The 16,644-nt window shown below is 71.9% G+C and carries 17 protein-coding genes and 3 pseudogenes; 9 read left to right on the top strand and 11 right to left on the bottom strand.

Features of this window, described 5'->3' with window-relative positions:
• Positions 1-16: 16 nt before the first annotated feature.
• Positions 17-664 (top strand): TetR/AcrR family transcriptional regulator, encoded by a 648-nt coding sequence (locus AC068B_RS22085; RefSeq protein WP_478673380.1) that lies wholly within the window; start codon positions 17-19, stop codon positions 662-664.
• Positions 661-1,032: a hypothetical protein gene (locus AC068B_RS22090; protein ID WP_356255714.1), complete on the top strand. Its 372-nt coding sequence runs from the start codon at positions 661-663 to the stop codon at positions 1,030-1,032. The genes AC068B_RS22085 and AC068B_RS22090 overlap by 4 nt, the downstream gene beginning before the upstream one ends.
• 37 nt (positions 1,033-1,069) lie before the next feature.
• Here the strand turns inward: AC068B_RS22090 and AC068B_RS22095 are convergent, their stop codons facing one another.
• A complete protein-coding gene (locus AC068B_RS22095; protein ID WP_478673381.1) occupies positions 1,070-2,563 on the bottom strand; it encodes a carboxylesterase/lipase family protein in 1,494 nt (497 codons plus the stop codon).
• Positions 2,564-2,585: 22 nt separating this feature from the next.
• The gene (locus AC068B_RS22100; RefSeq protein ID WP_478673382.1) at positions 2,586-3,536 is read right to left on the bottom strand and encodes an MBL fold metallo-hydrolase; all 951 of its coding nucleotides are present in this window, start codon (positions 3,534-3,536) and stop codon (positions 2,586-2,588) included.
• Between the two features lie 140 nt (positions 3,537-3,676).
• Between AC068B_RS22100 and AC068B_RS22105 the strand changes: the two genes are divergently transcribed.
• Positions 3,677-4,591, top strand: a complete 915-nt coding sequence (locus AC068B_RS22105; RefSeq protein ID WP_478673383.1) for a helix-turn-helix domain-containing protein — start codon at positions 3,677-3,679, stop codon at positions 4,589-4,591.
• A gap of 13 nt (positions 4,592-4,604) precedes the next feature.
• Positions 4,605-5,474 (top strand): alpha/beta fold hydrolase, encoded by an 870-nt coding sequence (locus tag AC068B_RS22110; RefSeq protein WP_478673384.1) that lies wholly within the window; start codon positions 4,605-4,607, stop codon positions 5,472-5,474.
• A 66-nt stretch (positions 5,475-5,540) separates the two neighbouring features.
• On the opposite strand, the gene AC068B_RS22115 is transcribed toward AC068B_RS22110, so the two are convergent.
• Positions 5,541-7,508, bottom strand: a complete 1,968-nt coding sequence (locus tag AC068B_RS22115) for a M13 family metallopeptidase (RefSeq protein WP_478673385.1) — start codon at positions 7,506-7,508, stop codon at positions 5,541-5,543.
• 183 nt (positions 7,509-7,691) lie between these two features.
• On the opposite strand from AC068B_RS22115, the gene AC068B_RS22120 reads away from it, so the two are divergent.
• Together AC068B_RS22120 and AC068B_RS22125 are read left to right on the top strand one after the other, a co-directional pair.
• Positions 7,692-8,822, top strand: coding sequence for a hypothetical protein (locus AC068B_RS22120; RefSeq protein ID WP_478673386.1), 1,131 nt, complete (start codon positions 7,692-7,694; stop codon positions 8,820-8,822).
• Between the two features lie 110 nt (positions 8,823-8,932).
• Positions 8,933-9,958 carry a tetratricopeptide repeat protein gene (locus AC068B_RS22125; RefSeq protein WP_478673387.1) on the top strand — a complete coding sequence of 342 codons (1,026 nt, stop codon included), beginning with the start codon at positions 8,933-8,935 and terminating at the stop codon, positions 9,956-9,958.
• Here the strand turns inward: AC068B_RS22125 and AC068B_RS22130 are convergent.
• Positions 9,948-10,334, bottom strand: coding sequence for a PPOX class F420-dependent oxidoreductase (locus tag AC068B_RS22130; protein ID WP_478673388.1), 387 nt, complete (start codon positions 10,332-10,334; stop codon positions 9,948-9,950). The genes AC068B_RS22125 and AC068B_RS22130 overlap by 11 nt on opposite strands.
• Before the next feature lie 56 nt (positions 10,335-10,390).
• Between AC068B_RS22130 and AC068B_RS22135 the strand changes: the two genes are divergently transcribed.
• On the top strand, positions 10,391-11,011 hold the full coding sequence (locus AC068B_RS22135) for a CGNR zinc finger domain-containing protein (protein WP_478673389.1): 621 nt from the start codon (positions 10,391-10,393) through the stop codon (positions 11,009-11,011).
• 94 nt (positions 11,012-11,105) lie between these two features.
• Positions 11,106-11,360: a DUF7218 family protein gene (locus AC068B_RS22140; RefSeq protein ID WP_478673390.1), complete on the top strand. Its 255-nt coding sequence runs from the start codon at positions 11,106-11,108 to the stop codon at positions 11,358-11,360.
• 49 nt (positions 11,361-11,409) lie between these two features.
• On the opposite strand, the pseudogene AC068B_RS22145 reads toward AC068B_RS22140, so the two are convergent.
• From AC068B_RS22145 to AC068B_RS22160, 4 genes and pseudogenes are all read right to left on the bottom strand, one after another.
• Positions 11,410-11,566, bottom strand: a pseudogene (locus AC068B_RS22145) (ATP/GTP-binding protein); the annotation flags it as partial.
• A 60-nt stretch (positions 11,567-11,626) separates the two neighbouring features.
• Positions 11,627-11,824: pseudogene (locus tag AC068B_RS22150) on the bottom strand (DUF742 domain-containing protein); the annotation flags it as partial.
• 32 nt (positions 11,825-11,856) lie between these two features.
• Positions 11,857-12,086 (bottom strand): annotated as a pseudogene (locus tag AC068B_RS22155) (roadblock/LC7 domain-containing protein); the annotation flags it as partial.
• Positions 12,083-13,672 (bottom strand): ATP-binding protein, encoded by a 1,590-nt coding sequence (locus tag AC068B_RS22160; protein ID WP_478673391.1) that lies wholly within the window; start codon positions 13,670-13,672, stop codon positions 12,083-12,085. The pseudogene AC068B_RS22155 and the gene AC068B_RS22160, both read right to left, overlap by 4 nt.
• Positions 13,673-13,894: 222 nt before the next feature.
• Here AC068B_RS22160 and AC068B_RS22165 point away from each other — a divergent pair, with 222 nt between their 5' ends.
• A complete protein-coding gene (locus tag AC068B_RS22165) occupies positions 13,895-14,701 on the top strand; it encodes a MerR family DNA-binding transcriptional regulator (protein ID WP_478673392.1) in 807 nt (268 codons plus the stop codon).
• Here AC068B_RS22165 and AC068B_RS22170 read toward each other — a convergent pair.
• The 3 genes from AC068B_RS22170 to AC068B_RS22180 form a co-directional block, all read right to left on the bottom strand.
• Positions 14,599-15,345: a M15 family metallopeptidase gene (locus tag AC068B_RS22170; RefSeq protein ID WP_478673393.1), complete on the bottom strand. Its 747-nt coding sequence runs from the start codon at positions 15,343-15,345 to the stop codon at positions 14,599-14,601. The genes AC068B_RS22165 and AC068B_RS22170 overlap by 103 nt on opposite strands.
• Positions 15,342-15,671 carry a DUF952 domain-containing protein gene (locus tag AC068B_RS22175; protein ID WP_478673394.1) on the bottom strand — a complete coding sequence of 110 codons (330 nt, stop codon included), beginning with the start codon at positions 15,669-15,671 and terminating at the stop codon, positions 15,342-15,344. The genes AC068B_RS22170 and AC068B_RS22175 overlap by 4 nt, the downstream gene beginning before the upstream one ends.
• A gap of 101 nt (positions 15,672-15,772) precedes the next feature.
• Positions 15,773-16,636: a substrate-binding domain-containing protein gene (locus AC068B_RS22180; RefSeq protein ID WP_478673395.1), complete on the bottom strand. Its 864-nt coding sequence runs from the start codon at positions 16,634-16,636 to the stop codon at positions 15,773-15,775.
• Positions 16,637-16,644 lie beyond the last annotated feature (8 nt).

Raw genomic sequence — 16,644 nt, forward strand, 5'->3', positions numbered from 1 at the left:
GCCCCAGGAGGCAGACATGGGACGAGGAAGTACGGCCGCCGCGGCGGCCGGGCCGGAACCGGCGGCACGCCACCACGGCAACAGGCACGGCCGCAGCGAACAGGCCCGGCAGGCAGTCCTTGAGGCGGCCGACGACCTCTTGGTCGAGAAGGGCTTCACTGGCGTCACCATCGAGGGCATCGCGGCCCGGGCGGGTGTCGCCAAGCAGACCGTCTACCGCTGGTGGAAGACCAAGACCGACGTCCTCCTGGACGCCTTCCTCCAGGACGCGGCCGAGGCCCTGACCCCGCCGGACCACGGCGATCTGGCCCCGGACCTCCGCGCCCACCTGCGCCAACTGGCCCTGTTCCTCACCCGGTCCGACGCGGGCGCCGTCTTCAAGGCCCTCATCGGGCACGCCCAGCACGATCCCGCGTTCGCCGCCGCCCTGCGCTCCGGGTACCTCGACGAACAGCGCCGACGCGACCGGCTCCCGCTGGAACGCGCGGTGGCACGCGGCCAGCTCGCCGCCGGACTCGACATGGCAGCGGAGATCGACCAACTCGTGGGACCGATTTACCACCGCGTCCTGGTGACGGCGGAACCCGTCGACGAGGCTTTCACCGACCGCCTCGTCGAGGCGTTCCTGCACCGCGCGGACGCAGGGGAGATGAGGAGCCGATGACTCTGAAGGAAGGCCAGCGGGTGGTCCTTGCGGAGGACACCCGGCTAAGCGATTCGGCCGAGGTGGCAGGCGTCGTCGTCGGGTTCCTGTCCCTGGCGGCGGGCACCGGCGGGACCGTCGAGCAGGTGGTCGGCCACCAGGACGAGAGCGACGACGTGCGCGAGTACGAGCGGCTCAAGTCGCTGCTCGACTCCTTCGGGCGCGAGATGCCCACGGAGAGCAGGAGGCAGCTCGAAGAGAAGGTCGGCTCTCTGGAACCCGCGTGGACCGCCTTCCAGGAACGGGGGCCGCGCGTGAGCGTGCGGGTCCGCTTCGACAACGGGTTCATCCTCGACGGGGCCCACGAGGACGTCTTCGTCCCTGCCTGAGGGCGCGTCCCGGGACAGGCCTTCCGCAGGGGGCAGGTCAGCGCCAGGCCTCACGCTCCTGGCCGCGCGGGTCGTCGATCTGGGTCCACTCCGCGTCGATGCGCATCGTGGCCCTGCGCTCGGTGTCGTACGGATCCCAGCCGGGGTCGCCGGTGGTGGCGAACCGGATCCAGGTCTGGTGCATGCGGTCCGCGAGATCCGCCGGGGGCTCGTCCGGGCCGAGCAGGGCGGCGGGGCCGTGCAGTTGCGGCAGGTGCGTGAGATCGAAGACGAAGGGCAGCTCGACCGCGTGTGTGGCGCCTAGTTCTCCGTCCAGGGCGTGCGAGCGCCAGGCGAACTCGTAGGCGAAGGTCGCGGAGCCGGGGTGAGCGGAGTGGGCGGCGGCCAGGGCGCGGGTGCCCGCGCCGAACAGCGCGTCGCCCATGACGGCGGAGCGCAGTTCGCCGTACGACGCCTCGGGACGTGTCCTGCGGTACGTCTCGACGAGCCGCCCCGGGTCCGGGTGCGAGCGCGCCGCCATGTCGTCCAGGTCCTTGGCCGTGGAGTGGGCGTATTTGTTCACGGGAACCAGGTAGAGGAGGCCCTCTTCGGTGTTGGTGCCGATGAGCAGGTCGACGTCGGAGCCGTGTCCGGTGGCGACGGCTTCGGCAGGCTGGGTGTCCAGGACCAGGCTGAAGGAGCTGAGGCCGATCAGCGGGTCGGGGTGGGTGGCGGTCCGCAGGTCGATGCCCGCGAGCTTGGAGGCCGCCGCCACCAGACGTTCGTCGGAGATGTCGGAGAAGGCGTCCACGTGGGGTCTGACGCCCAAGACCTCGGCGGCCACAGAAGTGACGCGGGCAGCCTGCTCGGAGCTGAACGCGCCCAGGCCGCTGCCGCTCTGCACGATCGCCCTGCGGAACAGTCCGGCGGCCTCGGGGGCGGCGAGTACGCCGCCGACGATGGTGGCACCGGCCGACTGACCGAAGAGCGTGACGTTGTCCGGGTCACCGCCGAAGCCTGCGATGTTCTCCTGGACCCAGCGCAGCGCGCCGACCACGTCGAGCAGGCCGCGGTTGGCGGGGGCCCCGGGCAGATCGAGAAAACCGGCGATGCCGAGCCGGTAGTTGAGCGTGACGAGGACGACGCCGTCACGGGCGAAGGCCGACCCGTCGTACATCGCGGACCGCGTCGAACCGGCGACGAACCCGCCGCCGTGGACGAACACCATGACCGGCAGGTCGCTCCGCGCGGCGGCGGGCGTCCGGACGTCGACGGTGAGGTAGTCCTCGCCGCGGCTCCAGCCGGTGCCGAAGTAGGGGGCCATGTCGATGCTGCCGAGTCTGCGCTCGGACTGCGGCGCGTTGGGTCCGGGTGCTGTGGCGTCGCGTACGCCCGCCCAGGGCTCGTGCGGCCGGGGCGGGGCGAACCGGTCGGCTCCGCGGGGCGGGGCGGCGTAGGGGATGTTCAGGAAGGCGGCGGTGCCGTCCTGTCGGCGCAGGCCGCGGACGGCTCCCTGCGCGGTGGCAACGACGGGTTCGGGGTGGTGGTTCATTTCTCGTGCCTTTCCGCGGGCTTCAGCGCTGTTCGGCGTACGGGGCGAAGGGCGCCCAGCCCTTGATGGCGAAGGTGCTGCCGTCGCGTACGACTTCGGTGGCGCCGTGGCCGCCCAGGTGGGCCGGGATCACGAGGGCGCTGTTGTCGGCGGCCCAGCCCAACACCTTGCGGCGGGTGGCGCGGGCCTCGGCGGGGTTCTCGCAGAAGCAGCTGTTGGCGTCCGGCTCCAGGATCTGGACCGGGCTGTGCAGCATGTCGCCGACGAACACCGCGCGGTCCGTGCCGGAGGTGAGGGTCAGCACGGCGGAGCCGGGGGTGTGCCCGGGAGCCGTGTCCAGGCGCAGGTTCGCGTCGATCCGGTGGCTGTGCTCCCACAAGCGGGTCAGGCCTGCCCGGTGGACGGGGGCCACACTGTCCTCGAAGACGTTCTGGTTGCCGCGGCCGAGGAGCGGCTGATGGCCGTTCTCGGGGTTCCAGAAGTCGAAGTCGTCCTTGGGCATCAGGTAGGTGGCGTTGGGGAAAGTGGGGACCCACTGTCGGCCGTCCAGGCGGGTGTTCCAGCCCACGTGGTCGACGTGGAGATGCGTGTTGATCACGATGTCCACGTCCTCGGGCCGGACTCCGGCCCGGGCGAGATCGGCCAGGAACCCCGTTTCGAGGTGGCTCCAGACCGGGGCGTAGGGACGCTCCTTGTGGTTGCCCACGCCGGTGTCGACGAGGATCGTCCTGCCCTCGCTGCGCAGCAGCCAGGTCTGGATCGCGGAGTTCACGGTGTTGGTCGCGGGATCCAGGAAATGCGGGGCCAGCCATGCGGCACCGGCTTCCCAGACTTCCTTCGAGCTTTCCGGGAAGAAGGTTTCGGGCGTCATGTCGACGGAGCCGAAGTACTCCCGTACTCGGGTGATGGACACATCGCCGAGGGTGATCTCGTTGTCAGGGATGGCAGTCGTGGCCGTGTTGGCAGTGGTCAAGGCGGTCTCCTGAGTGAGCGCGGCGTACCGGGTTCGGTGCCTCCGACTTCATCGGGGACGCGGGCGCGGAACCAGCCCCGCGCTTGCCTATCCACAGCTGGGTCAGGCTCCGTGCCGCGAGGCGGCCCATACTCCGGACCATGGACGGAAAGACGCAGCTCGGAGACTTCCTGCAGACGCGGCGCTCCCAACTGCGCCCGGCGGACATCGGGGTACCCACCTACGGGGAGCGCCGACGTGTGCCGGGGCTTCGGCGCGAGGAACTGGCACTGCTGGCGGGGGTGAGCACCTCCTACTACACGCGGCTTGAGCAGGGGCAGTCGCTGAGCGCGTCACCCGAAGTGCTCGACGCGATCGCCGGAGCGCTGCGACTGGACGATTCCGAGCGGCGGTACCTGCACGACGTGGCCCGGGTCGACCGGCGGCGCACCCGGGGCCGCCGTCCGGCGCCGGAACGGGTGCCGGAGGCGACACGGCAGTTCCTGGACGTGCTCGGCGACGCTCCCGCGATCGTGCTCGGGCGGCGCACCGACGTACTGGCGTGGAACCGGACGGGCCATGCCCTGTTCGCCGGACATCTGGACTTCGACGCCCCCGACCTTCCGGCACAACGTCCCAACATGGCCCGGCTGGTGTTCCTCGACGGCCATGTCCGTGACCTGTACGCGGACTGGCCGAGCAAGGCCAGGGCCGTGGTCGGCAATCTGCGCGTGGTGGCGGCCCAGCACCCGGAGGACGCGTCGCTCCATGCGCTCTTGGGCGAGCTGTCCGCGAAGAGCACCGAGTTCGCCTCGATGTGGGCCGACCACCGGGTCAAGGCCTGTACCGGCGCCGACTACGAGATGCGGCATCCGCTGGTCGGGCCGCTGACCGTCATCCAGCAGAGCATGAGCAGCGGGCGGGGCCCGATCGTCGTGGTCGCCACCACGGAGGCGGGCTCGCCGTCGCGGGCCGCTCTCGCCCTGCTCGCCCAGGCCACCGGCGACGGGGCCGCGCAGGCCGACGCCCGCCCGCTGCCCGCACCCAATTCGGTTGCTCCGGACCCGCGCCGCTGAGAAGGTCACGGCCATGCACACCTTCACTGCTCCCGACGGAACCGAGCTCGCCTATCACCTCATCGGGGACGGAGGAGAGGGCGACGCGAGCAGCCTCGACGTGCCTCCGGTGGTGTGTCTGCCGGGCGGCCCGATGCAGGCCTCCGCATACCTCGGCGACCTCGGGGGGCTTGCCACGCGGCGGCCGCTGCTCATGCTGGATCTCCGCGGCACCGGTGACTCCGCGGTGCCGGAGGACCGCTCCTCGTACCGCTGCGACCGGCTCGTGGACGACGTGGAGGCCCTGCGCGTGCACCTGGGTCTTGAGGTGCTCGATCTGCTGGCGCACTCCGGCGGCACCAACCTCGCGGTGCTCTACGCGGCCCGCCACCCGGAGCGCGTCGGCAGGCTGGCGCTGATCACGCCGAGCGTCATGGCCCTCGGCATCTCGGTCGACGGCTCCGCACGACGGGAGGCGGCGCTCCTGCGCCAGGACGAGCCGTGGTTCCCCACCGCCTTCGCCGCCTTGGAGGCGATCGTGGACGGCCGGGCCACCGCCGAGGCCTTCCAGGCCATCGCGCCCTTCGCGTACGGCCGCTGGGACGAGGAGGCACAGGCCCACCGGGCCGCCGAGGACGGGCAGCGCAACGACGAGGCGGCCGCCGCCTTCGGTGCCGAAGGTGCCTACGACCCGGAGGCCACGCGTGCCGCGCTCGCGAAGCTCGGGGCGCCCGTCCTGGTGCTCGCAGGGCAGGCCGACCTGAACTCTCCGCCGCCCGCGATGACCGAGCTCGCCGGGCTGTTCCCGGACGTCGAGCTCGTGGTGCAGCCCGGCGCCGGGCACTTCCCCTGGCTGCACGACCCGGCCGCGTTCGCGGCGTCCACCGGGGCGTTCCTCACCTGACGGGCCGGATGACGGGCACGGCCCCGGCGCCGCGGGAGGAACGTCCCCCGCGGCGCCGCGCGCGCGTCACCAGATGCGGACGCGCTCCGACCGGTCGAGCCACAGCCCGTCGCCCTCCACCGTGCCGAACGCCTCGTGGAACTCGTCCAGGTTGCGGACGATGTTGGCGCGGAACTCCGGCGGCGAGTGCGGGTCGATCGTGAGGTACTGCTGCTCCTGCTCCTTGCGGCGCTTGGCCCGCCAGCAGTACGCCCAGTTCATGAAGAGCCGCTGCGAACCGGTCGTGCCGTCGCTCTCGGGCATCGCCGCCCCGTCGAGGGCGATGAGGTAGGCGGTGTGCCCGATGGTCAGGCCGCCCAGGTCGCCGATGTTCTCGCCGACGGTGAGCGAGCCGTTGACGAACTCGCCGGGGAGGTTGCGCGGCGAGAAGGCGTCGTACTGCTTGACGAGCGCCTTCGACTTCCCCTCGAACGCCGTCTTGTCGGCGGCGGTCCACCAGTCGTTGAGGTTGCCCGCGCCGTCGTACTGCGCGCCCTGGTCGTCGAAGCCGTGGCCGATCTCGTGGCCGATGACCGCGCCGATGCCGCCGTAGTTCTCCGCCGGGTCGGCGTCGGGCGAGAAGAACGGCTTCTGCAGGATTCCCGCGGGGAAGCAGATCTCGTTGGTGCCCGGGTTGTAGTACGCGTTGACCGTCTGCGGCAGCATGAACCACTCGTCGCGGTCGACCGGCGCGCCGATCTTCGCCAGCTCACGGGCGGACTCGAAGGCGGACGCCGCCTGGGCGTTGCCGAGGAGGTCGTCGGCCGAGACCTGGAGGGCGGAGTAGTCGCGGAAGGTGTCGGGGTAGCCGATCTTGGGGCGGAAGGTGGCGAGCTTCTCGTACGCCCGTTCCTTCGTCTCGTCGGTCATCCAGTCGAGGCGCGCGATCGACTGGCGGTAGGCCTCGAGGAGGTTGGCGACGAGGTCGTCCATCTTCGCCTTGGACGCCGGCGGGAAGTGCCGCGCGACGTACTGCTTGCCGACGGCCTCACCGATGGAGCCCTCGACGAACGCGACCGCGCGCTTCCAGCGGGCACGCATCTCCGGGGTGCCGTTGAGGGTGCGGCCGTAGAACTCGAAGTTGTTCCGCACGAACTCGTCCGGCAGGTACGGCGCGCAGGAGCGCAGCACGCGCGTCAGCAGCCAGTCGCGCCACTGCTCGATCGGCACCTCGGCGAGGACCGTGGAGAGGTGGGCGAGGTAGGACGGCTGGCGGACGCAGGTCTCCGCGATGGTGGCGTCCGAGCCGCCGAGCGCGGCGGCGTAGCCACGCCAGTCGAACTCGGGCGCAAGCGCGGTGAGTTCGTCCAGGGTGGTGAGGTTGTAGGTCTTCAGTACGTCGCGGGTCTCGGCCCGCTCCCAGTGGCCCTCGGCGAGCTTCGTCTCCAGTGCGAGGACGGTCCGGGCGGCGGCCGCCGGGTCCGCGTGCTTGCCGAGGGTGAGGAGCTCGGTGAGGTAGGTGACGTACTTCTCGCGGATCTCCGCGAACTTCTCCTCGCGGTAGTACGACTCGTCGGGCAGGCCGAGACCGCCCTGGAGGATGTTGAAGAGGTAGCGGTCCGAGTCGCGGTCGTCGGAGTCGACGTACGCGCCGAAGAGGCCGGAGCCGCCGATCCGCTCGAAGCGGCCGATGAAGGCGGCGAGCTCCCGGGTGTCCCGCAAGCCCGCGACCTCGTCGATCAGGGGCTGGGCTGGGGCCAGGCCGCGGGCGGCGATGGTCTCCTCGTCCATGAAGGAGGCGTACAGCGCGGCGATCTTCCGGGCATCCTCGGAGACGGCGCCCGGGTCGGCCGACACCTCCGCGGCCAGCTCCTGGATGATCGTCTTGACCTGCTCTTCCGCGGTGTCGGCCAGCTGTACGAAGGGCCCCCAGCTGGAGCGGTCCTCAGGGATCTTCTCGGTGTCCAGCCAGACTCCGTTGACATGACCGAAGAGGTCGTCCTGCGGGCGGATCTCGGGGTTCATGCCCGGGCGGGCGTCATCCAGAATGCTCATCCAGGCAGCCTATCGAGGGGTCGGCCCGGTACGACGGGCCGCGGGGGCCGTTCGGCGAGGAGCGAACAACGGACTGCTTCCGGGCGGCCGACCGGCACGCCAACTCGCGCGCAAAACATCTCAATAGGAGCGATAAAGTATCGCGTCAACGTTCTTATGCCTGTGACACCCAGGAGCACATCTGTGACCGTAGCCATCGTCCCGCCCCAGGAAGACGCCGCGTCCCAGGAGACCGCCTCCCCCGAGGGTACTTCTCACGAGGACACGTCCCCCGCGGCCGCGGCCGCCCCGACCGCCGACGCGGCCGCGCTGGTGGCCGAGGACGCCCGCGACTTCGGGGCCTACGCGCGCACCGGCGGCTGGGCCTTCGGCCTCAAGGTGGCCCGCAGCGTGCGGCCCGGCGGGCAGAGCGCCGGTGAGACGCCGAAGATCTCCGCCAAGGAGTTCGCGGAGCTGGCCGGCTGCTCGGCCGACCGCGTCATGCGCTACTACAAGGCCTGGGACAAGGCCGCCGACGACGGGATGGTGCCCCACTTCGAGGCGCTCTCCCCCGGCATGGACGTCGAACTCCCGGACGCCGACATCTGGTTGTCGTACTACTCCGCCCGCTCCAGCGCCCTCAGCCAGCGTGGCGAGGCGATCTCCGAGGCGGCCGAGGCCGAGGGCATCCGCCCCACCAAGGCCCTGGAGGTCGCGGAGAACCCCACCGCGCTGCGCGCCGCGATCCTGGCCGACCCCGGCACCGCGGAGGCGGCACGCAAGGCCCTGATGGACCGCCTGGACGAGGACCCGGCGCTGCGCACCGAACTGGTCCGCGACATCGTCCGCACCGACGACCTCAAGAAGGCCGTGGCGGCCGAGGCCAAGGCGGGCGACCGCGTCGAGTACGTCCGCCAGATCGTGGAGAAGGGCCAGGTCAAGACGCCCGCGGGGCAGATGATCGACGCGTCCGCCGAGCTGCGCGAGGAGGCCGAGCGCCATCTGTCCCTGATCGACGAGCTGGACGACGGCGAGGAGTCGGGCGAGTGGGCGCGGGAGGCGTACGACACCGTGCGCGACCTGGTGGCGCAGACCGTCCAGAGCGACCCCGAGCTGCGGGTGCAGGAGCGGCGCGCGAAGTTCTACAGCAGCCTGCAGAAGGCCACGAAGGTCTTCGAGGAGCTGACGTTCGACGACGTCGACGACATCGACGACATCTACGAGGACGACATGGTGAAGCGCCTCGAAGACCTCCAGCAGGCCATCGGCGCGTGCATCACTGCGCTCCAGACGGCGACCGTACGTCCCGAGGCTGATCACGACCCCCTGTCGTAGCACTCGAGTCGTACGCAATGACCAGTACCGGGAGGGATTCGCCGACCGGGGCCCGGCTCGTAGCTTCTTGATCACGTCAGTTTGCCGACCGATCGAGAGGCCTCGGATCCATGTACGTCAAGGCATTCGCCCCGGAGTACCAGGGTGAGCTGGGCTCGGAGCTGAGCGTGAACTCCTCGTACGAGGATGTGCGCGCGTCGGCAGGACGGGCGCTCTCCCGGGCGGACGGCCCGGGAGAGCGGGCGCGGGCCGCGCTGGCGCTCGCGGAGGCGAGCAGGCGGCTCGGCCGGGTCGACGACGCGGGCGCCGCCTGGCGGCAGAGCTACCGCAGCGCCCGCGTCGCGCGGGACGAGGGGGCCATGGCCTGGGCGCTGTGGAGCGGCGGCACCCTCGCGCGGCAGTGCGGGTCGCTGCCGCTCGCCCGGCGGCTGCTCGCCCACTCCGTGGAGCTGGCCGCGGGCAGCGGTGACCACCTCGCGCACGGGTACGCGCTCGCGGGCCTCGCCGAGACCGGGCGCATCCAGGGGGACTACGCGGCCGTCGCCGCGCTCCACGAGGAGCTGCTGGAGCAGGGGCGGGCGCGCGGCGAGGCCCGGCACATGGTGTGGGCGATGACCGGGATAGCGCAGATGCACCGCAACCGCGGCGATCACGCCAAGGCCCTGGAGCTGTTCGAGGAGTCGGTCGGGATCGCCACCGAGGCGGACGACGCGCGGGGCCGCGCCTGGTCGCTGCGGGGCGTGGCGGACGTGGTGTCCCTGCGGGGCGATCCGGACCGGGCCCTCGGCCTGCTCTCCGAGGCCGAGGACGTGTGCCGGGCCATGGACCTGGCGAGTGCGCTGGCCTACAACCACAAGATGCGCGGCAACGTCCTGTACCGCGCCGGGCGTTACGCGGCGGCGCGGGAGACGTACGCGATCGCCCTCGACGAGTTCACCGCGATGCGCGAGCCGCGCGGCACCGCGCTCTCCCGGCTCGGCCTGGCCAAGTGCCGGGCGCGGCTCGGGCGCGCCCGGGAGGCGACGCTCGCCGAACTGGCCGTGCTGGAGGAGGACTTCGACCGCATGGGGCTGCGGCACGCCCGCGACATGGTCGTCGCCTTCCGCGCCGAGTCGGCGCCCGCCGTCAGGGCGTGAGCGTGATGCGGACCCCGACCGTGCCCTTGAGGCCACGGCGGAGCCTGCTGCCGAACAGCGTGAGGAAGCCGAGCACCCCGTACTTGTGCAGGATCAGGGTGCGGTAGCGGGCGGTGACTTCGGGCGAGCAGACCTCGGCGGTGGCGGGCACCTGCTCGCCGGTCGGCTTGCCGCGGCGGTCGCACGGACCGACCATGACGTCCGCACGCCTGCGGATCCGCTTCACCTTCCACGATTCGCCGGGCGTCCAGATGCCGAGGGCGCCGTCGTCCTCGACGACCCATACGGGGGTCGGCACCAGGGTGCCGTCTTTTCTATAGCTGCTGACCAGCAGGTACTTTCCGGAGCTGAGCTGCGTCAGCAGGGTGTCGACCATGCCGAGAGTCTAGGGCGCCCCCGCACGCACACCTCGTAACTCCTTATATTGGTTACATGGAACAGTCCCAGCCATCCCTGCCCTCCGGGACCTCCGGCATCGTGCTGCGCTCCTACAGCGGGTCCGCCTTCCGCTTCGACCCCGGCGCGCTCTGCCTGGAGCTGCTCCCCACCGGTGGCCCCGGCGAGTTCCGGCGGTACGAGGTGCTGCACGCGCCCGGCGACCTGACCGCCTGGGCCGAGCGGTCACGGCTGACGCCGACCCCGGTCCTGGAGGTGTCCGACGCCGAGGTGGCGGACGCTCGGCGGCTGCGCGACGCGCTGTTCCGCGTGACGACCGCGCGGGCGCACGACGAGCCCGCCGACCCGGCCGACATCGACACCGTCAACGCAGCGGCCGCCCACGCTCCGCTGGTCCCCGCCGTCGGACCGGGCGGCGAGCGCGCCTGGGCGGGGACCGCGGACGGCACCCGGCTGCTCGCCACCGTGGCGCGCGACGCCGTGGAACTGCTGACCGGACCGTTCGCGCACCGCATCCGCACGTGCTCGGCAGAGGACTGCGCCCTGATCTACGTCGACACCTCGCGCCCCGGCCGCCGTCGCTGGTGCTCGATGGAGCACTGCGGCAACCGCCACAAGGTACGGACGCTGAGGGCGCGCCGTTCCGAGGAGGGCTGAGGCGGCTGGGGAACGTGTCCGAATGGCATGACTCCAGACCCCGGGGTACCCATGGAGGGTCGAGTACACCTCCGACCGGAATCGGGTGATCGCTGTGCCCAGGGCGCAGATCAAGGACGAAAAGACCTACCAGGCGCTGCGCCGCGAAGGCGCGAGCAAGGAGAAGGCGGCGCGCATCGCCAATGACTCCGGTGGCTCCCGCACAGCCACCGGCCGCAAGGGCGGCAAGGCAGGGACGTATGAGGACCGCTCCAAGGAGGATCTGTACCGCGAGGCCAAGAAGGTCGGCATCGACGGCCGCTCCACGATGAACAAGTCCCAGCTGATCGACGCGCTGCGCCACCACTGACTGTTCAGCGGGTCTGCGGAACGGCCGCACGTTCCTTGAGGTGGTGGATCAGGGCGATGACGAAGGGGACGTCCTGCCGCTCCATCTCCTCGATGGCCCGGAAGCTGGAGGCCAGTCGGCGCGTGTCGACAAGGACGACCGCGCCGAGGGCCCCCCTTGAACAGTCCGTTCCACAGGAACCCGAACCGTTCCTGTCCCGGGGTGCCAACCTCCTCCAGGAGCGCGACGTCCGGCCCGTGGCCGGACGGGGAAGCAGCCGGGATGGGGTCGCGGGTCTCCACCCGGCCCGCGTCCAGCAGGTCGGTCACCAGCACCGCGAGGATGTGGAACGGCAGTCCGAGATGGGCGCAGAGCTCGGCGACGGACAGCGGATCGCGGCACCGGCGCACGATCTCCTCGTGCTCGTGCTGCGGGCCCTCGCCGGGCGCCGTGCGGACGGCACCGCTGACGACGAGAGTGGCCACGTCGAGCCCCGCGGCCGCCCGGCCCGGTCCGCTGCGAGCCGCAACTGACCCTGTACTTGGGGAACTGTGCGGCGACGGGCTGGGCGAGCGCCTGCAGTCCCGCGACGACGGCGGCGAACCGGTCCACGTCGTCGGGGTCCTCGGCCCCGAACGACGTGATGGCCTTGCCGTCGCTGGAGGCCACCAGCGCGAAGCGGATCTCCGGGATGGACTCGGTCAGGCCCCGGAGCGCCCAGCTCATATCGGTCTCGTGCTGTGTCATCGCTGGTCGCCCTCTTCGGTGCGGGGCTCTTCGGTCTCTCGTCCGGCGGTGGCGAAGGCGGCCAGGCCGGTGAAGGACGCGTCCGGCGGCACGACGGACGGAGCCGGGGCTGCCGCGGGTGCCGCCTTACCGGCCGCTTCGTACGCGTCGGCGCGCGGTCTGCCGCTCCGGCGGCGCTTCGGCAGGCCGCCCGCCGTGGTCTCCGCCTCGGGCTCGGCTGCGGTCGGCGCAGGGGCGGAGGCGGCAGTCGTGGCATCGGGAGTCGCAGGCGGTGGCGGCGCCGTCTGCGTCCTGGCGTGGGCGGCCGGGGCCGGGGGCTGCGCGGGTTCCACGCCTGCCGGGAGCCTGCTGAAGTACTTGTGCGGGACGACCACGACGACGGACGTGCCGAGCCAGGGCGAATCCGCGAAGGTGACCCGGATGCCGTACTTCCGGCCGAGGGTGCCCACGACGCGCAGACCCAGGTGCGCGTTCTCCGCGAGGCCGCCGAGGCCGGGGCCCTCGCCGACGCCTTCGAGGGACTCGATCGCCTGCTTCTTCTGCTCGTCGCTCAGGCCCTTGCCCGCGTCCTGGATCTCGATGCCCACGCCGTTCGGCACCTCCTTGCCCGACACGATCACGGGCTCGGTGGGCGGCGAGTAGCGGGCCGCGTTGTCCAGGAGGTGGGCGAAGATCAGCGTGAGGTGGTCCACCAGGCCGCCGTCGACGCCGAGTTCGGGCAGCTGGCGGACCTGCACGCGGTCGAAGTCCTTGATGCGGCCGATGCCGCCGCGGACTACGCCGAGGAGGCGCTGCGGCTCCTGCCACTGTCTGCCGGGCCGGTCGGTCCCACCGAGGACGCCGATGCTGGCGGCCAGGCAGTCGGCGGGGCCGATCGCCTGGTCGAGCTCCATCAGTCCCCGGGCGACGGCGGGCGAGCGGCCGTGCTCGCCCTGCATCTCGTGGAGGCGGCCGCGGATCTTGCCGGTGAGGACGTGCAGTCGGCTGCCGATGCTGATGACGGCCTGCTCGGCGGAGGTGCTGCGGTTGCACTCCTCCTCGACGGCGATGAGGCCCGACCGCAGGACCTTGCGCAGTTCGAGCCGGAACTCGGGAGACACATCCGTCTCCTGCGACAACTGCTGAAGCACGTCGTCGATGGCCTCGCCGGAGCGCAGTCCCTTCAGCGCCTTGGGGAGGAAGTCGTCACCCAGGCGGACGAGCAGTTCGTGCTGGCGGTCGACGCGCCACGCCGAGGCCTTGGCCTCGTCGATCAGGCGGGCCTCCAGGGCGGCGCGGTCGGTCGCGTACTGGTGCTCCAGGGAGGCCACGTGGTGCTGCCACTGGCGTGAGTGGCTGAGCTGGTCCACCTGGACCTGCTCGGTGGTGCGGCGCAACTCGTCTCTCGCGCGCAGCAGGAGCCGTACACAGCAGGCCGCGGCCGCGGTGACGCCAAGTCCCGCGAGTACCAGGGGTATTCGGGCCTCGTCGGGGCCGGTCACCGCGGCGGCCAGCGTGCTTGCGCCCAAGCCGGACGGGAACAGCCACCAGGCGCGCCAGACCCCGGACTCCTGGGCCGCCGCCGGTGGTGGAGTGGCAAGTTCCATCTGCATCCTCAAACCAACGCGATCGAACGGGAGACAACCACGAACAGAAGGCCGCTCATGGCGGCATCGCGCCACCGGTGACCGTTCGGACCTCGTCAACACGGCGCGCAACGAGGGAGCTTATAGGGTTCGAGGGGATGTGGATCAACAACTCCCAGATCTCCGTCGCCCCCGTGCTCCCTGGGGTCAGGGGTCGGGAGAACACCGCCGGAAAGGTCGCCCATGAGCCGTCGGGACCCCGAGGAGGGCGGACTGCGCCCGGTCGACCTGGCGCGTGCGGCCGGTGTCTCCCCGCAGCAGATCCGCAACTACGCCGACGCGGGCATCCTGCCGCCCGCCCCGCGCTCCCCCGCCGGGTACCGCAGGTTCGACGCACACCACCGGCAGGCCCTGCTCGCCTACCGGGCCCTGGTCCGCGGCCACGGTTCGGGCGCGGCCCGGGCGGTGATGCGGGCGGTCCACGCGGGCGAGGTGCCGCGGGCGCTCGCGCTCATCGACGCCGGGCATGCCCTGCTGCACGAGCAGCGGAGCTCCCTGCGGACGACGGGTGAGGCTTTGGAGGCCGTGGCGGAGGACGGGCCGACCGCTCCCGCCCTGCCGCGCTCACGGCTGCGCGTGGGAGAGGTGGCGGCCCATCTGGGCGTGCGCGCCTCGGCCCTGCGGGTCTGGGAGGCCGCCGGGCTCCTGGCCCCGTCCCGCGACCCTGCCACGCGCTACCGCTCCTACCTGCCCGCCGACGTACGCGACGCGCGCATCGTCCACATGCTGCGGCAGAGCCACTATCTCCTGCCGCAGATCCGCCCGGTCCTGGACGACCTGCGCCGCAGCGGGAGCGTCGGCGCGCTCCGCACGGCCCTTGCCCATCGGGAGGCCGCGCTGGACCAGCGGGCACGGGCCATGCTGGAGGGCGCGGCCCATCTGCACCGCTACCTCTCGGACCTGCCCCCGGCCTCGGAATACACGTCTTCAGAGTCCGCCTCGTGCGGACCGTACAGCGCGGACGTGGCACCGGAGGTCAGCGCCCAGTAGCGGTCGCCGTACGACCAATGCCACCACTCCGTGGGGTAGTTGACCAGGCCCGCACCCGTCAGTGCGGCACCGAGGATCGTGCGGTGGGCGCGCGCCTCGGCGCCGATGTTCGCCGCTTCGGTGTAGCAGGCGCCCGCGCTCTCCTCCGGGTCGGCGTTCATCCGGGTGCCCAGGTCGAGCTCGCGTCCTTCGGCGTCGGCGAGTGTCAGGTCGACGGCCGCGCCCGCGCTGTGCGGGGCGATGTCGGGCGGCGAGACGTAGCGGCTGGCCGCCGCGTGGATCTCGGCGGCGGGCCGGTGCGGGTGGAGGCCGCGCAGCTGGTCCGCGTACTCCTCGAAGTAGTGGCGCTGCAGTGACGGCGGCCGGTAGCCCTCGACGAACAGCAGCCGCAGCCCCTCCGGGAGCAGTTCATCGGCGTGCAGCAGGCGCCGCAGGACACCCTCGCGCAGCAGCGCGAACGCGGCGCCGGGCCCCGCCTGCTGCCGCGCGTCGACCAGCAGGCCCGTGCCGTACTCCCCGCCCCGTGCCGTCCGTACGTCGACGAGGCGCTCCCCGCACTCGCGCACGGGGACGGCGGCGACCCGTGGGTCCGCCATCAGAATGATCTCTCCGGGCGGGCCCTCGACCACCGACCGAGCCGTCATGCCAGGTCCCAGACGGACACCTCGACCACCGCGTCCACGGGCAACGGCCCGTAGATGTGCGGGAACTCCACGCCACCGGGCCGCGGAGCCTCGAAGCGCACCGGCGCGGTGAGACGCTCGCTGTCGATGGCGAGGACCACCAGGTCGTCGGGGCCTTCGTAGCCCCCGTAGAGGAGCTCGGCCACGCCTGACAGCTGCTCGGGCAGCGAGCAGTGGATGAAGCCCACTTCGCTCAGCGTCTTGCCGCGGGTCGACATCTCATACGCCCCGGCTTCCCTTGCGGCGTCCCACAGGGCTCGCTCGGTGATGTGCAGCAGTCGTGTCATGGATCAACGGTACGCGGACGGCGGATCGGCCCCTGCTGCATGGGCGGCGAGCGGGGGGAGGCGTACGAGTATCTGGTGCGGGGCGCGACGGCTCGCCGTCGTCAGGGGCGCACGGCCTCCAGCGCTTCCGCGACGGCGGTGTGGAAGCGGGCGTGTTCCCTTGCGCTGGGCGGCAGTTCGGGGTTCCAGGAGAGCGTGGGGACAGGTCGGCCCAGGGCGTCTCCCAGGGGCGACGCGTTGCCTCGTACGTCGGTGAGGACGAGGTCGGGCTCCAGCGCGGCCGCCTCGGCCCAGGTCGTCGTCGACCAGTTGGCGCCCTGCCCCGGCGCGGGGTCCACCAGGCCGACGCCGAACCCGGCGAGCGCGGCGAGGTCGGGCCAGGCGTAGGGCCTCGCCAGATGGACGGAGTCGGGGCCCGCCGGGGAGAGAGCGAGCACGCGTGAACGTGCGGGACCTGTGGCCGATGCGGTCAACCGGCGCTCGGCAGCGGCGAGTTCGGTGGCCGCATCGGCGTCCGGGGCGGCTCCCAGGCTGCGCGCCAGGGCGGTGAGGCGTTCCCTGATCCCGGTGAGGCTGCGGCCGCCGCCGACGTCGAGGACGACGAGCGGGACCTGCTCCTCCAGGTGCTTGGCGGCCTCCGGGTCGATGCCGTAGACCTGCCCGCCGCCGTAGGTGAGCGCCACGACGAGGTCGGGCCCGGCGGCGAGGAGGGCTTCGAGGTCCAGCTCGGGGCCCGCGCCGAAGTAAGGGAGGTCCGCGAGGGGGAGGCTGCCCGTCTTGGCCGGGTCGGGCAGGGCCGGGTCGTCGTGCGCGGAGCCGAAGACACCGGCGGGCCGTATGCCGTGATCGTGCAGCGCCGCACCCGTCGGCACGTAGGCGACCAGCCGGGACGGGCGGCGCGCGGCCCTCACCAGATGATCCCTGTCGTCGGTGAACTCCCACTCCCTGTCCGTGCGTTGTGCCATGATCGCCG

This window comes from Streptomyces sp. NPDC042371, from assembly GCF_056437465.1.